The sequence below is a fragment of the Streptomyces chumphonensis genome (assembly GCF_014779715.1).
GTDB classification, from domain to species: domain Bacteria; phylum Actinomycetota; class Actinomycetes; order Streptomycetales; family Streptomycetaceae; genus Streptomyces; species Streptomyces chumphonensis.
In genome coordinates, this window is the sequence record NZ_JACXYU010000019.1 from 24,039 (window position 1) to 40,156 (window position 16,118).

Consider the following 16,118-nt stretch of genomic DNA (forward strand, 5'->3'; position numbering starts at 1 on the left):
GCCGGGGCTCAGCGCAGCGACCAGCCGGCGAACTCCACCGTCGCCCTCGCCTCGGACGCGGCCGTCATGAACAGGCCGGCGTCCTGGCGGGGCGCGGCGCCGGGGACGTCCACCGTGGCCACCGTCCGCCACGTCCCGCCCCCGTCCGCGGAGTACGCCCCGGTGAACACCGGCCCGATCCGGGTCAGACGCAGCAGCACCGGCGCCCGCACCCCCGTCACGCGCCGGTAGGTGTCGAACGCCCCGTCGCCGTCCGCGTCATAGGCCAGGACGACGCCGTGCCCGGGGGTGACGGCGAGGTTCACGCCGCCCCCGCCGCGCGTCCCGGCCAGGTCGTCGCGGACGATCACGCCCGCCCGCGCCCACGGCCCGGTGTCCGGCTGCGCGGTGACGGCCACCTCCGCGGAACCCTCCTCGCCCAGCGCGCCGGGCCGGAACAGCGTGCCGAACTCCTCGGTGCGACGCCACAGGTCGGCCCCACCGCCGTGCACCGCGTACCGGTCGCCGAGGCGGCCGAAGACCGCCTCGTTCGTCGTGTGCGTGCGCCACCCCTCGCCCAGCGGCCCGGCGACGAAGAGGGTGCCGCGCCCGGTGGTGCGGACCCGGGGCTCGCCCTGCGGGCCGTACGCGACCGCCACCTCGTACGGCAGCGGCTCCAGGGGGCGCTGCGGCGCACCATCCGGCGCGGGCACCCGCCAACGCGCCGAGACCCGCCCACCGGGCGCCACCCGGCCCCAGGACGTACGGCTCAGCGGCACCGCACCGGCGGGCCCGGCCAGCGTCAGGTCGACGGCTCCCGTCGGCCGCAGCCCGTTCTCGTTGCGGAACGTCGCCGTCACCTCGGCGGCCCCGCCCGGCGGCAGCGAGCGGGGCTCGGCGGCCAGGGCGACGCCGCCCTGGAACGGCGCGCGGGCCAGCACGTCGTGGGCGCGCAGGGCGGTGCGGTGGGCGTCGTGGACGGCCCGCTGCGGATGGTCGTCGGTCCGCCGCGTCCACGGCTCCTCGTGGGCGTACCAGTCGAACGTCCTCGGCGGCCGGTCGGCGGCGAGCGCGTCCTGGAGCTCGTCGAGATAGCGCCGCCAGCGGACGAGGTGGACGTCGGCGATGAGCCCGTGCCAGTCGCGGTTGGCGTAGTCGGCGAGCCGGCCGCCGTCGGCCGTCGGCCGGTCCGCCCACGTGGTCAGCAGCACCCGCGCGGTGCGCTCCAGCTCCGCCCGCTCCTCGGCACCGGCCGCGCTCCGGCGGGCGTCGGCGAGCCAGGGCCCCAGGAGGAAGCCGCGGTGCGCCCCGGCCACGTCGTCCGCCAGCCGGATCAACTCCAGCCAGAGCGTCGCCAGCCGGGCGAACGTCCGCCGGTCCTTCTCCGCGTACGCCTCCTCCAACCGGCCGATCAGCAGCCAGGAGCGGTTGGCGACGGCCTGCCGGGCGGCGTCGACCACGTCGTACCGGTAGGCGTCGCTCCCGCGCAGCGGGGCGGCGACGCGCAGCAGGGCGGCGAAGGCGGCGTCGAAGGCGGGCGGGTCGAAGGCCGGGCTGTGGGTGGCGTAGTACGTGCCGGAGCGCGCGGTGAGGCTCGGCCGGGCCGCGAACACGCTGTCGTGCGGACGGCCGTCGCGGGAGTCGATCCGGTAGGCCGTCTCCCGCAGCGCGGCGAACGCCTCCCGCGCCGCCGGGTCCCGGCCGCCGTAGCGGAAGTCGGCGTACTCCGCGAACCACGCCGCCCGATCCACCGGCTCCTCGCGCCAGGCCAGCTCGCTGAACAGCTCGAACGCCGCCGGGTCGCGCTCGGCCGCCTCCGGCATGAACGCCGTACCGCGCAGGGCGCTGCCCGACCGGTCCCGCCACGCCGTGAACCGCTCCGCCCAGCGGTGCGTCTTCGCGCCGAGCGTCGTGCGGCCGCCGAAGTTGGGGATCGTGCCGAAGGCGTACGGCACGCCGCCCCAGTCCGCCTCCCGGTCCGTGACGCGTTCGAGGTCGGACAGCCCGTCCACCACGAGCATCCGCTCCGGGCGCGCCAGGCCCTCCAGCAGCTCCCGGCGCGGGTTGTGCTGCCAGCCGAGGATCACCCACGTCGCGTCCGGCAGGGCCGCGTGAAGGGCGCGCTCGACGCCGCGCGCGGCCTCCGGGACGGGCACGTCCCCCGCGTCGCCGCCCTCGTGCAGGAGATCCATCTTGACGTGCGCGGGCGCGCCGAACAGCTCCCGCTGGTGCGCGTAGAACGCGGCGGCCACGGCGGCGAAGGCGTCCGTGCGCGGGTCCAGCCAGTCCGGGCGGGGCAGGCCCGCCCAGGTGCCCTGCGGGACGGTGCGGGCCCCGGCGTTCCGGGCCGCGAAGCCGCGCGGCACCGTACCGAAGTAGCCCGGCAGCACCGGCGCCATGCCCAGCTCCCGCAGCCGTGCCGCGATGCGCCGGCCCAGCTCCGTCCGGGCGGCCAGCAGCTCCGGGCCGACGGGGCCGCCGTACGCGGACATGTTCTGCAGCAGCCACCACGGCTGGTGCGTCGGCGCCGGGACCCAGGCCCGCGCCTCGCGCTCCGTGTACCCGAACTCCTGGAGCAGCCGGTGGTACACCGCCTCCGTGCCCGGCGTGACGAGCACCTCGTTGACGCCGTGCAGCGCCAGGACGTCGATGAGCCGCTCCCAGCGCGGCCAGTCCGCGTACGGGGCGGTGTAGCCGTCGTGCGTGTCGTTGAGCGCGAAACGGTGCGGCACGGTGGCGGCGCGCTCCTCCGCCGCGCGCGGCGCGGGGAGCGTCGTGGGCAGTTCCGTCTGCGAACCGGCCCAGCTCAGGTGCGCCCGGCAGGTGTACTTCAGGTACCAGTGGACGCCGGTCAGCGCGACCGCCGGGCTCGTCCCGCCAATCTCCACCGCGCCCCGGCCCCCGCCGAGGGTGAACCGCTCCCGGCCGTCGAGGAGGGTGAGCGCGAACTGGTCGGCGTGGTCGGGCAGCAGCCGCTCCAACGCCGCGCGGGCCGCCTCCATGCCGCCTCCGCTCCCCTCGCCACCGCCGGACGGTACGCCCCGGCCGGGGCTGCTGCCCGTCAGGGCCAGCCCCGCGCCCAGCGCCCCGGCGGACCCCAGCAGCAGCCGCCTGCTCGGCCCGGCCGGGCCGCTCGGTACGTTCACCATGCTCCCCACGCTGGGCGCCCGACGTGACGCCCCCGCGCACGCGACGTTAACGACCGGCACCCCGCGAACGCCCCCGCCACCCCGGCCCGTCACCCTCGGCACCACCCGATCGCCGTCCCGGACGTCAACGCGCCGCGGCGGACCCGGGCCGGACGGGACCGCGGACCCCTCCTCGCCGTGCCGGGGTCCCGCACCGCCCGGTCAGCCGGAGTCGATGCGGATCGTGGCCGGCTCGGCCCGGCCGCCGACCGCGAGATCCCGCGGTGCCGTCGGGGTGGCGCCACCATCCCGCCTGCGGCATCGTCAACGCCGCAGTGCGGCCACCCCCGCGATCGTGCTCTCGACGATGTAGTCGTAGTAGCGTCGACGCTCCAGCCGGGCGGCCGCACCCCCGTCGAGGAACGGCCGCATGAACTGGTCGAGCACCGGGGCGACGTCGGGGATCTGAGCACCAGCGCGCTCGAACTCCGCCATCATCGCGCGGTGGTCGCGTGGACCATCGTCCTCGTGCACCAGCCTCTCGTCGCCCGTTGAGACCGTCATGAGCGCGTTGTTCAACATGGCCGCATAGGCGAAGCCCGCGTCCTCGGCGAAGCCCGCCCGGACCAGCTTCGCGATCCCGGCCTGGAGCACCGGGAGCACGGCGGGAAACGCCGGGCCGTGCATGAGGAGCCACTTCGCGGTGCCCGGACACGACGCCACGCGTGGGTAGACGTCCGCCAGCAGAACGCGGAACCACTGTCGCCATTCCAGCTCCGAGGGGGGCACCGCCAGACCCTGTGTGGTGCGCTCGACGACGCGGCGCGCGAGAAGGTCCTTACCTCCGACGTGGTGGTACACGACCGGCGGCGTGACATCGAGATGACGCGCCAGGTCGCGGATGGACCACCCCCACAGGTGCGACTCGCGTGTGAGGTGAACGGCGCCGTCGATGACGCGCTCCGGCGTCATGCCCACATGGAACGGGGTCGTCGAGGTCTCTGTCATGTGCGGGCCTCCTCACCTCGTCCCTCATTCTCGCCGACGCCGACACCCCTTGACGGCGAAGTTAGGCATGCCTTACTTTAACTCTGCGATTATAACGCTGTAAACATTGGCACCCACCCATCCGATGCCCGCGCATAAAGGACACCCATGGCCGAACATCACCAACCGGGCCCGACCGTCATATCCGAGGCGGCCCAGCGGAAACCGCAGGTACCCCTGCTGCTCGGCGCGGTCTTCCTGGTCTTCCTCGGCCACATGAGCCTCAGTCCGATCATCGCGCCACTGTCGCGCGAGGTCGGACTCGCCGAATGGCAGATCGGGGCGACCGTCAGCACAGCGGCACTGGCCGTGGTGCTCACCAGTCAGTTCTGGGGCCGGCGTTCACAGTCGCTCGGACGCAAACCGGTACTCGTCACCGCCTGCGCGATCGCCACCGCCACGATGACCGGGTTCGCGGTGGTGGCCTGGTTCGGCATGACGGGAGCGATCACCGGCACCGCGCTCTTCGTCGCCTTTCTGCTCCTGCGCGGGGTCGGCTTCGGCGGCGCGATCGCCGCGGTGCCACCGACCGCCCAGGCGTACATCGCCGACATCACGACCGACGAGCAGGCCCGCGTCAAAGGGATGGCCGGCGTCGGGTCGGTGCAGGCCATGGCCATGGTCGGCGGTGCACTCGTCGGCGGCGCGCTCTCGGCGTTCGGGTTGATCGTGCCGCTGATCGCGACACCCGTGCTGATGGCGGCCGCACTGCTTCTGCTCGCCACCCGACTGCGCGCCGAGGCACGACACGAACTCATCCCCTCCCCGGCGCAGGTGAACCCACTCGACCCCCGCGTGTGGCCCTTCCTGGTCGCCGGGTTCGGGATGTTCACCTCGCTGGGCTTCATCCAGGTCATCATGGGGTTCCTCGTACAGGACCGGCTCGACCTCGACTCGGCACTGACCGGCGTCGTCACCGGCGGCGCGCTCCTCGCCGCCGGCGTCGGCCTCATCCTCGCCCAAGCGGTGATCGTCCCCCGGGTGAACTGGACGCCACCGGCGCTGCTGCGCGTCGGAAGCGCCACCGCCGTGCTCGGGTTCATCCTGCTGACCCCCGATCTCGGACTGGCACCGCTCGTGGCCGCGAACGTCCTCATCGGCGTCGGGCTCGGGCTGGCGACACCCGGGTACACGGCAGGTCCGACCCTGCTGGTGAGGCGCGACGAACAGGGCGCGCTGGCCGGCCTGGTCAACGCCACCAACGGGCTCACCTTCGTCGTCGCCCCCATCGCCGGCACGGTGCTGTACGGCACGGCTCCTTCCCTGCCGGCCCTCGTGGGTGCGGTGATCATGGCGGCGGTCGCGCTGTTCACGTTCACCCACCCCAGATTTCGCGAGGGCTTCCAGTCCGACGCCGAAGACCTGAGGCAGGTGCGATGAACGGCACGGGCACACAGCGAACGTCCACGAACACCGAACCGGTGAACGACGCTCAGACCGTCGCGGGCGACCTCACTCTGTGACACGTCACCTCACCGGTCGACCACGAGATCCGTACCGCCATGGCGGTCTCCCTCGGTCGACCCCGCCACCCCGACGCGACGCCCCGGCACCACCCGATCGCCGTCCCGGACGTCAGCGCACCGCAGCGGCCCCAGGCCGGCCGGGACCACGGACTCCTCCTCGCCACGCGGGTCCTGTCACCTCTGATCAGTCGTCTCCGAGAGTGAGGGCGAGTTCGTCCACGAGGGCCTGGGCAAGATCCGCCTGCTGGCCGGAGTCGATGCGGATCTTGGCCAGGTTGGCGACGCCCCGGATCTGCGAGAGGTCATTGCCGCGGAGATCGGTGTCCCGGTACCGGCCTGCGCCGAACTCGGTCAGTTCGAGTCCGCAGTCCGAGAAGACGGCGTCGGACAGGTCGCAGTCGGTGAACGTGACCTCCGTGAGGGCACAGCCGACGAAGGCGACGGGGCCTGCGGCACGCACCTTCCGGAAGCCGGCGTAGTCGAAACGGCACTTCTCGAACAGCACGTCGTCCAGGACCATCCCGTCAAGCGCGGCGCCCATGATCCTGCAGTCACGGACATGGACCCGGGTGAGCTTGCTTCCGCTCCAGCGGACCGAGCCGAGATCACTGCTGGTGATCTCCACACCGTGCAGGTTCAACGCCTCGAACTCGACCTGTTTCGCGCGGACGTCGCTGACCCTGCCCGTGATGAGCCGGATCCCGGTGAGGGCGAGCGAGCGCAGGTCCACATCCCCGTAGGTGAAGTCCTGCACGGCGTCGCGGGGACTGTCCAGTGTCTCGACCACGGACAGGTACAGGCCGGGCTCATCAAGGTCGGGGGTGGTCACGGTGACGTGGCCGAAGGTACGACTGGCCATGGTGCTCCTTCAACGTCGAGCCGGGGCGGCCCTGCCGGTGCGTCGGCACGACCGCCCCGTCCGGGCTACTTGTTCTTCCAGTGATCCGAAGCAGAAGCTGGTCAAAGTGGCCTGCCACGTCCCGTCGGTACGGTCTTCCCACCCACTCGGCCGTTCGGGAGGACGAGACGTGACACAGCGGAACACGGAGAAGCGGCCGGGTATCGCCGCCGCCATCGTCGTTCACGAGGGCCGTGTGCTCCTGGTGCGCCGCCGGATCAGCGAGGGACAGCTGTCCTGGCAGTTCCCAGCCGGAGAAGTCGAGCCCGGAGAGGCTCGTGAGGACGCCGCCGTGCGGGAGACCCGGGAAGAGACCGGGTTGACCGTGGCAATGGTGAAGCTTCTCGGCGAGCGCGTCCACCCCAAGACAGGGCGTGTGATGTCGTACGCCGCTTGCGAGGTGCTGGCCGGTACGGCGCACGTCGCGGACACCGAGGAGCTGGCCGAACTCGCCTGGGTCGCCCACGACGAGATCCCGCAGTACGTACCGTACGGGCTGTTCGAGTCGGTGCAGGTCTACCTTGACGCCGCCTTGCTGGGCCGAGTCCCCGTGCCCGGGCCCACGCCTCCGGGGAAACGTCTCACTGCGATGTGACGACGGTCGTCCCGCTGTCGGTGGTGACACCGGCTTCGGCGCTCACTTCGGTGATGAACGAAATCCAGGCCGCCTTGCCGCATCGCACCATGCCGGCCGTTGCCTGCTTGCTGTCTCGTATCGCCCGTCCTTCGCCAGCGGTCAGGGCGACTTCCACGCAATCACCTTCCTGGTCCGAGTAGGACGACTTGCGGAACATGGTCACGATGTCGGCGGTCATGATTCCTCTTCCATTCGTTGCAGCGTCTCATCCAGGAGACCGCGCATCCGTCCCGCGCTCTCTTCCGGGGACATCGCCTCGGAGCGCAGTTGATCGAAGACGTTGACGTGCGAACCGCTGTTGCGGTTTCTCCTGCCTCCCTCCGGACGCCACCGTCAGGCTCATGGGTTCGCCGTTCACGGTGTCGACGTCGGGCCACGCTTCATCCACGGTGTGGAGGTGGCCTGATGGATCAGCCCGGTCTCGCGCCACCTGCACCGGTCGTCCTTCGGTGGGACCGCGATCCGCGCAACGTCAGCAAAGCGCGAGCAGGTCTTCGAGTCACGCCGGCGACCTGGGGGCTCACGGCCATCGAGGAGGAAGCCTCACTCGTCCTGTCAGAGCTGATGACCAACGCCGTCCGACACGCGCACGCCCCGGGTCGGCAGATCGAAACGCGGTATGTCTTCGTGCCCGATGGGCTGCGCGTCGAGGTGCACGACGCGTGCGACGTCCGGCCGGTGAGGGAACTGACGACCGGGGGCGCCACCGGCGGGTGGGGACTCCCACTGGTCGACGTTCTGGCCGCGAGGTGGGGCGTCTCCGACCGTCAGGGGCCGGGCAAGGTCGTCTGGGCGGAACTGCGGGCTTCCTAGCCGGCGTCACCTTCGGGGCCGGAGGGGGCGGGGCGGGGCGGCACCCCCTCCCGCCCCGGCCCGACCCCGGTCATGTCACGCGCCGCTCTCCGCCATGCGGCGGCGCAGGCTCAGCGGGCGCATGTCCGTCCACACCCGGCCGATGTGGTCCAGGCACTCCTGCCGGGTGCCGGTCGTGCCCTCGGCGTGCCAGCCGTCCGGGAGGGCCCGGTCCTGCCGCCACACCGAGTACTGCTCCTCGTCGTTCCGCACCACCCGGTAGCCGGGCTCGTCGCTCTGGCTCATCGCTGCGTCCTCCCGCGTTCGATCGGTCGTCGGGGCACAGCGTGCCCCGGTCGGCGGAGCGGACATAGGGACAAACGCGCAGAAGGAACGGTGCCGGGCGCTGCCCGTCCTTCCCTGGTGGCGCGGGCGCGGCGGCGGCAGGGTTCCGGGCAACCCCTGGAAGGAGTTCGCCATGACGGACGTCCCGGACCACGTGCACCTGCCCACCGGCGGCTGGCGGCTGTGGGAGCACTTCGCGCTGCGCGGCCCCGGCTTCCCCGCCGAGGGGGTCCTGCGCACCGCACCGCCCGGGCTGGCGCCGGCGGCGGACAAGTTCGCGCCCGGCGACCGGCTGGACGGCCCGGAGTGGGAGCACTTCACCGAGGCGTTCGACGCCGGTGCCGTGCACACCGCGCGGTTCCTCCAGGAGGTCGCCGCCGACCCCCGCTTCCGGGCGGCGGTGGCCTGGCAGAACCCGGCGGTCCTGCGCACCGGCATCGCGCCGTTCCTGGCCTGGACGCCGACCGCCGACAGCCGCAGCTCGATGCCCCGGCAGCGGGAGGAGCTCGTCGCCCACTACTGGCAGCGCTTCTGCGTCAAGAACGACACCATCGGCTTCTTCGGCCCCGTCGGCTGGGGCCGCTGGGACCTCGGCACGCGCGGTCTGGCCGTCGACCCCGGCGAGGGGTTCCTGGAGACGTCCGGGGTGTACTTCGCCAGCTGGGCGATCGACGCCCTCGCCACGACGCTCGCCGCCGACCCGGAACTGCTGGCGTGGATACCGCCCCGGCGGGTGTCGTTCGCGCGGCTGGGGGACGGCACGGTCCAGGTGCCGGGGCGGGCCCCGCAGCCGCTGCCGGACGCGGCGCACGCCGTGCTGGAGCTCTGCGACGGGACGCGGCCGGTCAGCGTCCTCGCCGCCGAACTCGGCCGCGAGGAGGCCGAGGTGGCCGAGACCGTGCGCTGGTTGCAGGGGAAGCGGTGGGTGCACTGGCGGCTGGACGTGCCCAGCAGCACGTACCCCGAGCGCGCGCTGCGGGAGATCCTGGAGCGCGTCGGTGACGCGCGGGTGCGGGAGGCGGCACTGGAGCGGCTGGACGTGCTGGAGCGCGGCCGGGACGCCGTGCGGGCCGCCGGGGTGGACGCCGAGGCGCTGACGTCGGCGATCAGCGCCCTGGAGGCGGACTTCGCCGCGCTGACGGCCACCGACGGCCAGCGGGCCAAGGGGGCGCGGACCGCGCCCTGCCGGGGCCTGGTCTACTCCGACAGCCGCCGGGCCGCGACGGCCACGCTCGGCACGGCGCTGCTGGGCGAACTCACGCCGCTCGGGCTGTGCCTGACCTCGGCGCGCTGGCTGACCAACCGCTTCGCGGAGCTGGCGACCGCCCGGCTGCGGGCGCTGTACGAGCGGCTCGCGGCGCGCGGGCCGGTGGACCTGGCGACGCTGTGGCTGTCCGGCCTGCCCTCGCCGTACCCGGGGGCGGACCAGGACCTCGACGCCGTCCAGGCCGAGCTGCGGGCGAAGTGGGCGCGCGTGCTGGAGCTGCCGGAGGGCGTGCGCCGGGTGCGGCGGTCCACGGCGGACCTCGCGGACCGGGTGCGGGAGGAGTTCGAGGAGCCCGGCGCGGGCTGGTCGCTGGCCCGCTACGTCAGCCCGGACCTGCTGGTGCTGGCCGAGGGCCCGGAGGCGGTCGAGCGGGGCGAGTTCGACCTGGTGCTGGGCGAGATGCACTGCGCGCTCAACACGATGGGCGCCTCCCTCTTCGTGCACCAGCACCCCGAGCCGGCGGCCCTCGTCGCGGAGACGAGCCGGGACTTCCCCGGCCCCCGGCTGCTGCCGATGCTGCCCAAGGAGCTGCCGCTGAAGTGGTCCTCGCGCAGCCGGCCCTCACTGGACCGGCCGGAGGACCACTACGTGGCGCTGGTCGACGACACCGGCGACCCGCACCGTCCGCGCACGGTGCTCAGCGCGGACGTCGCGGTGGAGGACGACGCGGGCCGGCTCACCGCCGTCCTGCCGGACGGGAGCCGCTTCGACCTGCTCGACGTCTACGCCAACACCCTCACGCAGCGCGTCATGGACCGCTTCACGCTGCGCCCCGAGGGGGAGCACACGCCGCGCATCACGCTGGACCGGACGGTCGTCGCGCGGGAGACGTGGACGTTCCGGGCGGGCGGACTCGGCTTCGCCGACGAGAAGTCCGAGGCCCGGCGCTTCGTGCGGGCCCGGCACTGGCGGCAGGAACACGAACTGCCGCGGTTCGTGTTCGTCGTCTCCCCGACCGAACCCCGGCCGTTCTACGTGGACTTCGACAGCCCGGTGTACCTGAACATCCTCGCCAAGGCGGTGCGCAGGCTGGCCCGCAAGGACCCGGAGGCCCGGCTGAAGGTCAGCGAGATGCTGCCCACGCCGGAGCAGGCGTGGCTGCCGGACGACCAGGGCCGCACGTACACCTCCGAGCTGCGCTTCGTCGCCGTCGACCAGACGGTCGTGGACCGGGCGGACGCCGCCGACGGGGGTGCGTGATGGGCACGTTCGTCGACGACATCCTGGGCCACGCGGCCCGCACGCCGGACCGGACGGCCGTCACCACCCCGGACGGGGACGTGACCTACGCCGAACTCGCGACGCGGATCGAACGGCTGGCCGCCGTGCTGCGGACCCGGGGCGCGGGACCGGAGCGGGTGTGCGCCGTGGCGGTGCCGCGCGGCGTGGACGCCGTCGTGGCCCCGGCGGCGGTGCTCCGGGCGGGCGCGGCGTTCCTCGGCCTCGACGTGGAGCAGCCGCCCGCGCGGCTGGCCGAGCTGGCGGCGAGCGGCGGGGCGGAACTGGTGGTGACGACGGCGGAGTCGGCCGCACGCGGCGGCCTGCCCGGTGCGGACGTGCCCGGCGGACCGGTGCTCGTGGACGCCCCCGCCACCGACGGCCCGACGCCCGCACCGGAGCCGGAGTCGGTGGACGGCCGGGCGCTGGCCTACGTCAGCCACACCTCCGGCTCCACGGGCGCGCCGAGCCCCGTCCTCATCGAGCGGCGGTCGGCCGACTCCTACCTGCGCCGGCTCGTCCGTGACCAGGGTCTCGGCCCGCACACCGTGGCGCTCCAGACCGCGCCGCAGGGCTACGACGCGGCCGTCCGGGACACGTTCGCGCCGCTGCTGGCGGGCGGGCGGCTCGTCCTGGTGCCCCGCGCGGAGCTGATGCGGCCGGACGCGTTCGGGGCGGCCGTGCGCCGCCACGGCGTGAACGCGCTGCTCAGCGTGACGCCGTCGTTCCTGGCCTTCCTCGCCGGGCAGCCGGACGCGCGGGACCTGCTGGCCGGGGTGCGGCTGGTGGTCTCCAGCGGGGAGTCGCTGCGGCCGTTCCTCGCGGCGGGCGGCCGGGAGCTGGTTGAGGGCCGGCTGGTCAACCAGTACGGGCCCACCGAGTGCACCATGACCTCCACCCGCCACGTCGTGCCGGGCGGAACCGGGCAGCGCGAGCGGTCGGAGGGCACGGGTGGCCCGGCCGACGTGGTGGGCACGCCGATCGACGGGGTCGTGGTGCGGCTGCTGGACGCCGACCTCGCCCCCGTGCCGGACGGCGCCGTGGGCGAGGTGTTCATCGGCGGGATCGGGGTCGCGCGCGGCTACCGGGGGCTGCCCGCCCGCACCGCCGACCGGTTCGTGCCCGACCCGCTGGGCCCGCCCGGCGCGCGGCTGTACCGCACGGGCGACCTGGCGCAGGCAGGGCCGGAGGGGCTGGAGTACCTGGGCCGCACCGACCGGCAGATCAAGCTGCGCGGCCACCGTGTGGACCCGGCCGAGGTCGAGGGCGCGCTGCTGGGCCACCGGGGCGTCACCGGCGCCGTCGTCACGGCGGAGCGCGACGAGCGCGGGCGGCTCTTCCTCGTCGCCCACGTGACGGGTGACCTGTCCGGCACGACGGACGGCGCGCTCCGCACCCACCTGGCGACCACGCTGCCCCCGCACCTGATGCCGCGCCGCTTCGAGCGGCTGGCCGCGCTGCCCACGACCCGCAGCGGCAAGGCGGACCGCCGCGCCCTGGCCGGAAGCGGGGGACGGTCATGACCACCACCCTCGTCTCCCCGGGCCCGGCCGCCGTAGAGGAGGCCGCGGGGCGCATCGCCGGACGGGTCCTGCGGACGCCGCTGCTGGCGGGGCTGCCCGTGCCGGGCAAGCGGCGCTCTGGCTGGCGGCTGCGGCTGAAGGCCGAACACCTCCAGTACGGCGGCTCGTTCAAGCTGCGCGGCGCCGCGAACGCGGTGCTGGCGCTCGGGGCCCGGCGGATCGTCACCGGCTCCTCGGGCAACCACGGCATCGCGCTGGCCCGGCTCGCGGCGCCGCTGGGCGTCGAGGTCACCGTCGTGCTGGCCGCCGGGGCCGACCCGGCCAAGGCGGCGCTGATCCGGGCGCTGGGCGGCCGGACGGTACAGGTGCCGGGCGGCGTGGCCGAACGCGAGACGCGGGCCCGGGAGCTGGCCGAGCTGACGGACGCCCGCCTGGTGCCGTCCTCGGACCACGAACTCGTCGTCGCGGGCCAGGGCACCGTCGCCCGGGAGATCCTGGAGGACGCGCCGGAGACCACCACGCTCTGCGTGCCGGTCGGCGGCGGCGGACTGCTGGCGGGCACCTGCCTGGCCGCCCGCGACCACGCGGTGCGGATCGTCGGCGTCGAGCCGGCGGCCACGCCCCGCTACGGCCGTTCCCTGGCGGCCGGGCGACCCGTCCGGCTGGCGCCCAGCGACACCGTCGCCGACGGGCTGCGCGCCCAGGAGCCGGGCGCGGTGACCTACCCCCTCGTCCGCGACCGGGTCGACGACCTGGTCGCGGTGACCGACAGCGCCATCCTCGCCGCCCTCCGGCTGCTGCGCGGCCACGGCGTCGAGGCCGAACCGAGCGGCGCCGTCGCGCTGGCCGGGGCGCTGCGCCTCGGCCGCGACGGCGGCCGCGTCGTCGCCGTCGTCTCCGGCGGCAACACCGCCACGGCCCTGCGGGCCGCCACCACCTATCCCCACCGGGAGGACCTGCCATGACCACGACCACCCACGCGAGCCCCGCCACCGCCGACGCGGCCGGGCGTCCCACCGGCGCGGCGCTCACCGCCCTGGTCACCGACGCCTACCGCGAGGCGCTGGGCTCGCCCGAGATCGACCAGGACAGCGACTTCTACGCGTGGGGCGGCGACTCGCTGACCGCCTTCCGCGTCACCGCGACGCTCCAGGACGCCCTCGGCGTGGAGGTCGCCGTGGCCCTCGTCTTCGCCTACCCGACGCCCGCCGACCTCGCCGACGTCGTCGACGCCGACCTGGCCCAGGTGTGAGGGGCACGCCATGACCGAGACGTACGTGCCCGGGGGCGGGCGCTGGCGGCTGTGGGAGCAGTTCGCGCTGCGCGGCCCGGGCTTCCCCGCCGACGGCGTGCTGCGGCTGGCCCCGGACGGACTGGCCGCCGCCGCCGACAAGTTCGGCCCGCGCGACGAGCTGTCCGGCCAGAGCTGGACGGACTTCGCCGCCCTGTTCGCCGACGCCGCCGTCGAGACGGCCCACACCCTCCAGGACATCGCCCGCACCCCCGCCTTCCGGGAGGCGGTGGCCTGGCAGAACCGACCGGTGCTGACCTCCGGCGTCGCGCCGTTCCTCGCCTGGAGGCCGGGGGTCGACCGGCGCAGCTCGATGCCCCGGCAGCGGGAGGAGCTCGTCGCCCACTACTGGCAGCGCTTCTGCGTCAAGAACGACACCATCGGCTTCTTCGGCCCCGTCGGCTGGGGCCGCTGGGACTCGGGCACCGCCGGGCTCGCCGTCGAGCCGGGCGCGGGGCTGGTGGCCGCGACGGAGGTGTACTTCGCCAGCTGGGCGATCGACGCCCTCGCCGAGTCGCTCGCCGCCGACCCGGAGCTGTGGCCCTGGGTGGCGCCGCGCCGGGTGCCGTTCGTGCGGGTGTCCGGCACGGAGGTCACCGTGCCGGGCCGCCCGGCGCGCCCCGGCACGGCCGAGGACGCCGCCGTGCTGGCGCTGTGCGACGGGCTGCGGCCGGTGGCGGAGATCGGACGGCACCTGCCGGGCGTCGACGTGCCCGCCGTGCTGGACGACCTGGTCCGGCGGCGCCTGGTGGTGCGGAGGCTGGAGGTGCCCGCCGGAGCCCGGCCGGAACGCGCCCTGCGGGCCTGGCTGGAAGGCGTCGGCGCGCCGGGGCCCCGGCAGCGTGGGCTCGCCGCGCTGGACGCCCTGGAGCGCGGCCGGGACCGGGTCCGCGCGGCGGAGGGGCCGGACGCGCTGGTGGCGGCGCTCACGGAGCTGGAGGAACGCTTCGTGGCGCTGACCGAGACGGCGGCGCACCGGGAGAAGTCGGCGGGGACGGCGCCGTGCCGGGCCCTGGTCTACTCCGACTGCCGCCGGGCCGCGACGGCCACGGCGGGCCGGGCCGTGCGGGCGGCGCTCGCGCCGCTGGACCCGCTGCTCACCAGCGCCGCCTGGCTCACCTCCGAGCTGGCCTCCGGGGTGCTGGAGCGGGCGCGCGAGGTGTACGCGCGGCTGGCCGCCGAGGGGCCGGTGGACCTGGCGGCCTTCTGGTTCGCCTGCATGCCGGTCCTGCACGGGGCCGCGCGGGAGCGGGCGGAGGAGCTGGGACGGGAGTTCCGCAGCCGGTGGGAGGCGATCCTGGCTCCGCCGCCGGACGCCCGCCGGGTGCGGCTGTCCCTCGCGGACGTCGCCGGGCCGGCGGCGGAGGCGTTCGGCGGCGCCCGGGGCCCCGGCTGGAGCGCGGCGCGCTACCTCAGCCCGGACGTCATGGTCGCGGCGGAGGGCCCCGACGCCGTGGCGCGGGACGACTTCACCCTCGTGCTGGGCGAGTTGCACCTCGCGGCGAACACCCTGGGCGCCTCCCTCTTCGTCCACCAGCACCAGCGCCCCGAGGAGTTGCTGGACCTCACCGGGCGCGACCACCCCGGGCCCCGGCTGCTGCCCCTGCTGCCCAAGGAGCACCGCTCCCGGCTCTCGGCACGCATCCGGAACGCCCTCGTCCGCCCCGAGGACTACTACGTGGCGCTGGTGGACTTCACCGCCGACCCGGCCCGCCCGCGGACCGTGCTCAGCGCGGACGTGGCCGTCACCGAGGCGGAGGACGGCTCGCTGGTGACCGTCCTGCCCGACGGGGCGCGGTTCCCGGTCGTCGAGGTGTTCGCGCACGTCCTGACGACCCTGGCCATGGACCTGTTCCGGCTGCTGCCCGAGGAGGCCGAGCACTCCCCGCGCGTCACCGTCGACCGGCTCGTCGTGGCCCGCGAGACGTGGCGGCCGGCCGTCGCGGAGCTGGACTTCGCCGACGAGAAGGACGAGGCGCGCCGCTTCGTGCGGGCCCGGCGGTGGCGGGCCGAACGGGACCTGCCGCGGCACGTGTTCGTCGTGCTGCCCACCGAGACGCGGCCGTTCTACGTCGACTTCGACAGCCCGGTCTACGTCACCATCCTGGCCAAGGCGCTGCGCCGGGCCGCCCGGAAGGACCCGGCGGCTCGGGCCGTCGTCACCGAGATGCTGCCGACGCCGGAGCAGAGCTGGCTCACCGACGACCGGGGGCGGGCGTACACCTCCGAGCTGCGCTTCGTCGCCGTGGACGAGCACGGGCGGGGCGCGGCGGACGCGGCGGCCCCGGCGGGCGGGGAGGGGGCGGACGGCACGCCCTGAGACCCGCGCGCACCACGCGCACCACGCGCCCGCACACCACCGCGACGCGAGACGGCGGCCCTCCGGTCCACCCGGCCGGACGGGCCGCCGTCGCGTGCGCCGCGCCCGCCCGCAGGCCGCCCGCCGGACTGCGTGTGCGGCTGCGTCTTCTTCCCTACTGACGAACCGCCGCCGCCAGCAGGGTTGAGGAAAACACGGCTTGGAGGC

The 16,118-nt window shown here is 74.8% G+C and carries 13 protein-coding genes; 8 read left to right on the top strand and 5 right to left on the bottom strand.

The features are described 5' to 3' along the window. Positions 1-8 precede the first annotated feature (8 nt). A complete protein-coding gene (locus IF129_RS24415; RefSeq protein ID WP_191211993.1) occupies positions 9-3,128 on the bottom strand; it encodes an alpha-N-acetylglucosaminidase in 3,120 nt (1,039 codons plus the stop codon). Positions 3,129-3,431: 303 nt separating this feature from the next. Further along, positions 3,432-4,115 (bottom strand): TetR/AcrR family transcriptional regulator, encoded by a 684-nt coding sequence (locus IF129_RS24420; RefSeq protein WP_191211994.1) that lies wholly within the window; start codon positions 4,113-4,115, stop codon positions 3,432-3,434. 147 nt (positions 4,116-4,262) lie between these two features. Between IF129_RS24420 and IF129_RS24425 the strand changes: the two genes are divergently transcribed. Continuing rightward, positions 4,263-5,534 carry an MFS transporter gene (locus tag IF129_RS24425; RefSeq protein ID WP_191211995.1) on the top strand — a complete coding sequence of 424 codons (1,272 nt, stop codon included), beginning with the start codon at positions 4,263-4,265 and terminating at the stop codon, positions 5,532-5,534. Between the two features lie 270 nt (positions 5,535-5,804). Here the strand turns inward: IF129_RS24425 and IF129_RS24430 are convergent, their stop codons facing one another. Next, positions 5,805-6,479: a pentapeptide repeat-containing protein gene (locus IF129_RS24430; RefSeq protein ID WP_191211996.1), complete on the bottom strand. Its 675-nt coding sequence runs from the start codon at positions 6,477-6,479 to the stop codon at positions 5,805-5,807. Between the two features lie 169 nt (positions 6,480-6,648). On the opposite strand from IF129_RS24430, the gene IF129_RS24435 reads away from it, so the two are divergent. Beyond that, entirely contained in the window at positions 6,649-7,113 is a 465-nt protein-coding gene (locus tag IF129_RS24435) for an NUDIX hydrolase (protein WP_191211997.1), read from the top strand. On the opposite strand, the gene IF129_RS24440 is transcribed toward IF129_RS24435, so the two are convergent. Continuing rightward, complete coding sequence (locus IF129_RS24440; protein WP_191211998.1) at positions 7,100-7,333, bottom strand: DUF397 domain-containing protein; 234 nt, start codon at positions 7,331-7,333, stop codon at positions 7,100-7,102. The genes IF129_RS24435 and IF129_RS24440 overlap by 14 nt on opposite strands. A 227-nt stretch (positions 7,334-7,560) precedes the next feature. Here IF129_RS24440 and IF129_RS24445 point away from each other — a divergent pair, with 227 nt between their 5' ends. Beyond that, positions 7,561-7,968, top strand: a complete 408-nt coding sequence (locus IF129_RS24445; RefSeq protein WP_191211999.1) for an ATP-binding protein — start codon at positions 7,561-7,563, stop codon at positions 7,966-7,968. Between the two features lie 75 nt (positions 7,969-8,043). Here the strand turns inward: IF129_RS24445 and IF129_RS24450 are convergent, their stop codons facing one another. Next, entirely contained in the window at positions 8,044-8,253 is a 210-nt protein-coding gene (locus IF129_RS24450; protein ID WP_191212000.1) for an MbtH family protein, read from the bottom strand. A 172-nt stretch (positions 8,254-8,425) separates the two neighbouring features. On the opposite strand from IF129_RS24450, the gene IF129_RS24455 reads away from it, so the two are divergent. From IF129_RS24455 to IF129_RS24475, 5 genes are read left to right on the top strand one after another with little or no spacing between them, the layout of a single operon-like run. Beyond that, entirely contained in the window at positions 8,426-10,759 is a 2,334-nt protein-coding gene (locus tag IF129_RS24455; RefSeq protein ID WP_191212001.1) for a lantibiotic dehydratase, read from the top strand. After that, a complete protein-coding gene (locus IF129_RS24460) occupies positions 10,759-12,300 on the top strand; it encodes an amino acid adenylation domain-containing protein (protein WP_191212002.1) in 1,542 nt (513 codons plus the stop codon). The genes IF129_RS24455 and IF129_RS24460 overlap by 1 nt, the downstream gene beginning before the upstream one ends. Continuing rightward, positions 12,297-13,265 carry a threonine ammonia-lyase gene (locus tag IF129_RS24465; protein WP_191212003.1) on the top strand — a complete coding sequence of 323 codons (969 nt, stop codon included), beginning with the start codon at positions 12,297-12,299 and terminating at the stop codon, positions 13,263-13,265. Before IF129_RS24460 ends, IF129_RS24465 begins: the two co-directional genes overlap by 4 nt. Next, a complete protein-coding gene (locus tag IF129_RS24470) occupies positions 13,262-13,552 on the top strand; it encodes a phosphopantetheine-binding protein (protein ID WP_191212004.1) in 291 nt (96 codons plus the stop codon). The genes IF129_RS24465 and IF129_RS24470 overlap by 4 nt, the downstream gene beginning before the upstream one ends. A gap of 10 nt (positions 13,553-13,562) precedes the next feature. Further along, complete coding sequence (locus IF129_RS24475; protein ID WP_191212005.1) at positions 13,563-15,911, top strand: lantibiotic dehydratase; 2,349 nt, start codon at positions 13,563-13,565, stop codon at positions 15,909-15,911. The last annotated feature ends 207 nt before the right edge of the window (positions 15,912-16,118 follow it).

What these genes read in the sequence shown, in the direction of transcription:
- IF129_RS24415 (WP_191211993.1), bottom strand. Translation starts at nt 3,128, where the DNA reads ATGGTGAACGTACCGAGCGGCCCGGCCGGGCCGAGCAGGCGGCTGCTG.
- IF129_RS24440 (WP_191211998.1), bottom strand. Translation starts at nt 7,333, where the DNA reads ATGACCGCCGACATCGTGACCATGTTCCGCAAGTCGTCCTACTCGGAC.
- IF129_RS24420 (WP_191211994.1), bottom strand. Translation starts at nt 4,115, where the DNA reads ATGACAGAGACCTCGACGACCCCGTTCCATGTGGGCATGACGCCGGAG.
- IF129_RS24450 (WP_191212000.1), bottom strand. Translation starts at nt 8,253, where the DNA reads ATGAGCCAGAGCGACGAGCCCGGCTACCGGGTGGTGCGGAACGACGAG.
- IF129_RS24465 (WP_191212003.1), top strand. Translation starts at nt 12,297, where the DNA reads ATGACCACCACCCTCGTCTCCCCGGGCCCGGCCGCCGTAGAGGAGGCC.
- IF129_RS24445 (WP_191211999.1), top strand. Translation starts at nt 7,561, where the DNA reads ATGGATCAGCCCGGTCTCGCGCCACCTGCACCGGTCGTCCTTCGGTGG.
- IF129_RS24425 (WP_191211995.1), top strand. Translation starts at nt 4,263, where the DNA reads ATGGCCGAACATCACCAACCGGGCCCGACCGTCATATCCGAGGCGGCC.
- IF129_RS24455 (WP_191212001.1), top strand. Translation starts at nt 8,426, where the DNA reads ATGACGGACGTCCCGGACCACGTGCACCTGCCCACCGGCGGCTGGCGG.
- IF129_RS24460 (WP_191212002.1), top strand. Translation starts at nt 10,759, where the DNA reads ATGGGCACGTTCGTCGACGACATCCTGGGCCACGCGGCCCGCACGCCG.
- IF129_RS24475 (WP_191212005.1), top strand. Translation starts at nt 13,563, where the DNA reads ATGACCGAGACGTACGTGCCCGGGGGCGGGCGCTGGCGGCTGTGGGAG.
- IF129_RS24430 (WP_191211996.1), bottom strand. Translation starts at nt 6,479, where the DNA reads ATGGCCAGTCGTACCTTCGGCCACGTCACCGTGACCACCCCCGACCTT.
- IF129_RS24470 (WP_191212004.1), top strand. Translation starts at nt 13,262, where the DNA reads ATGACCACGACCACCCACGCGAGCCCCGCCACCGCCGACGCGGCCGGG.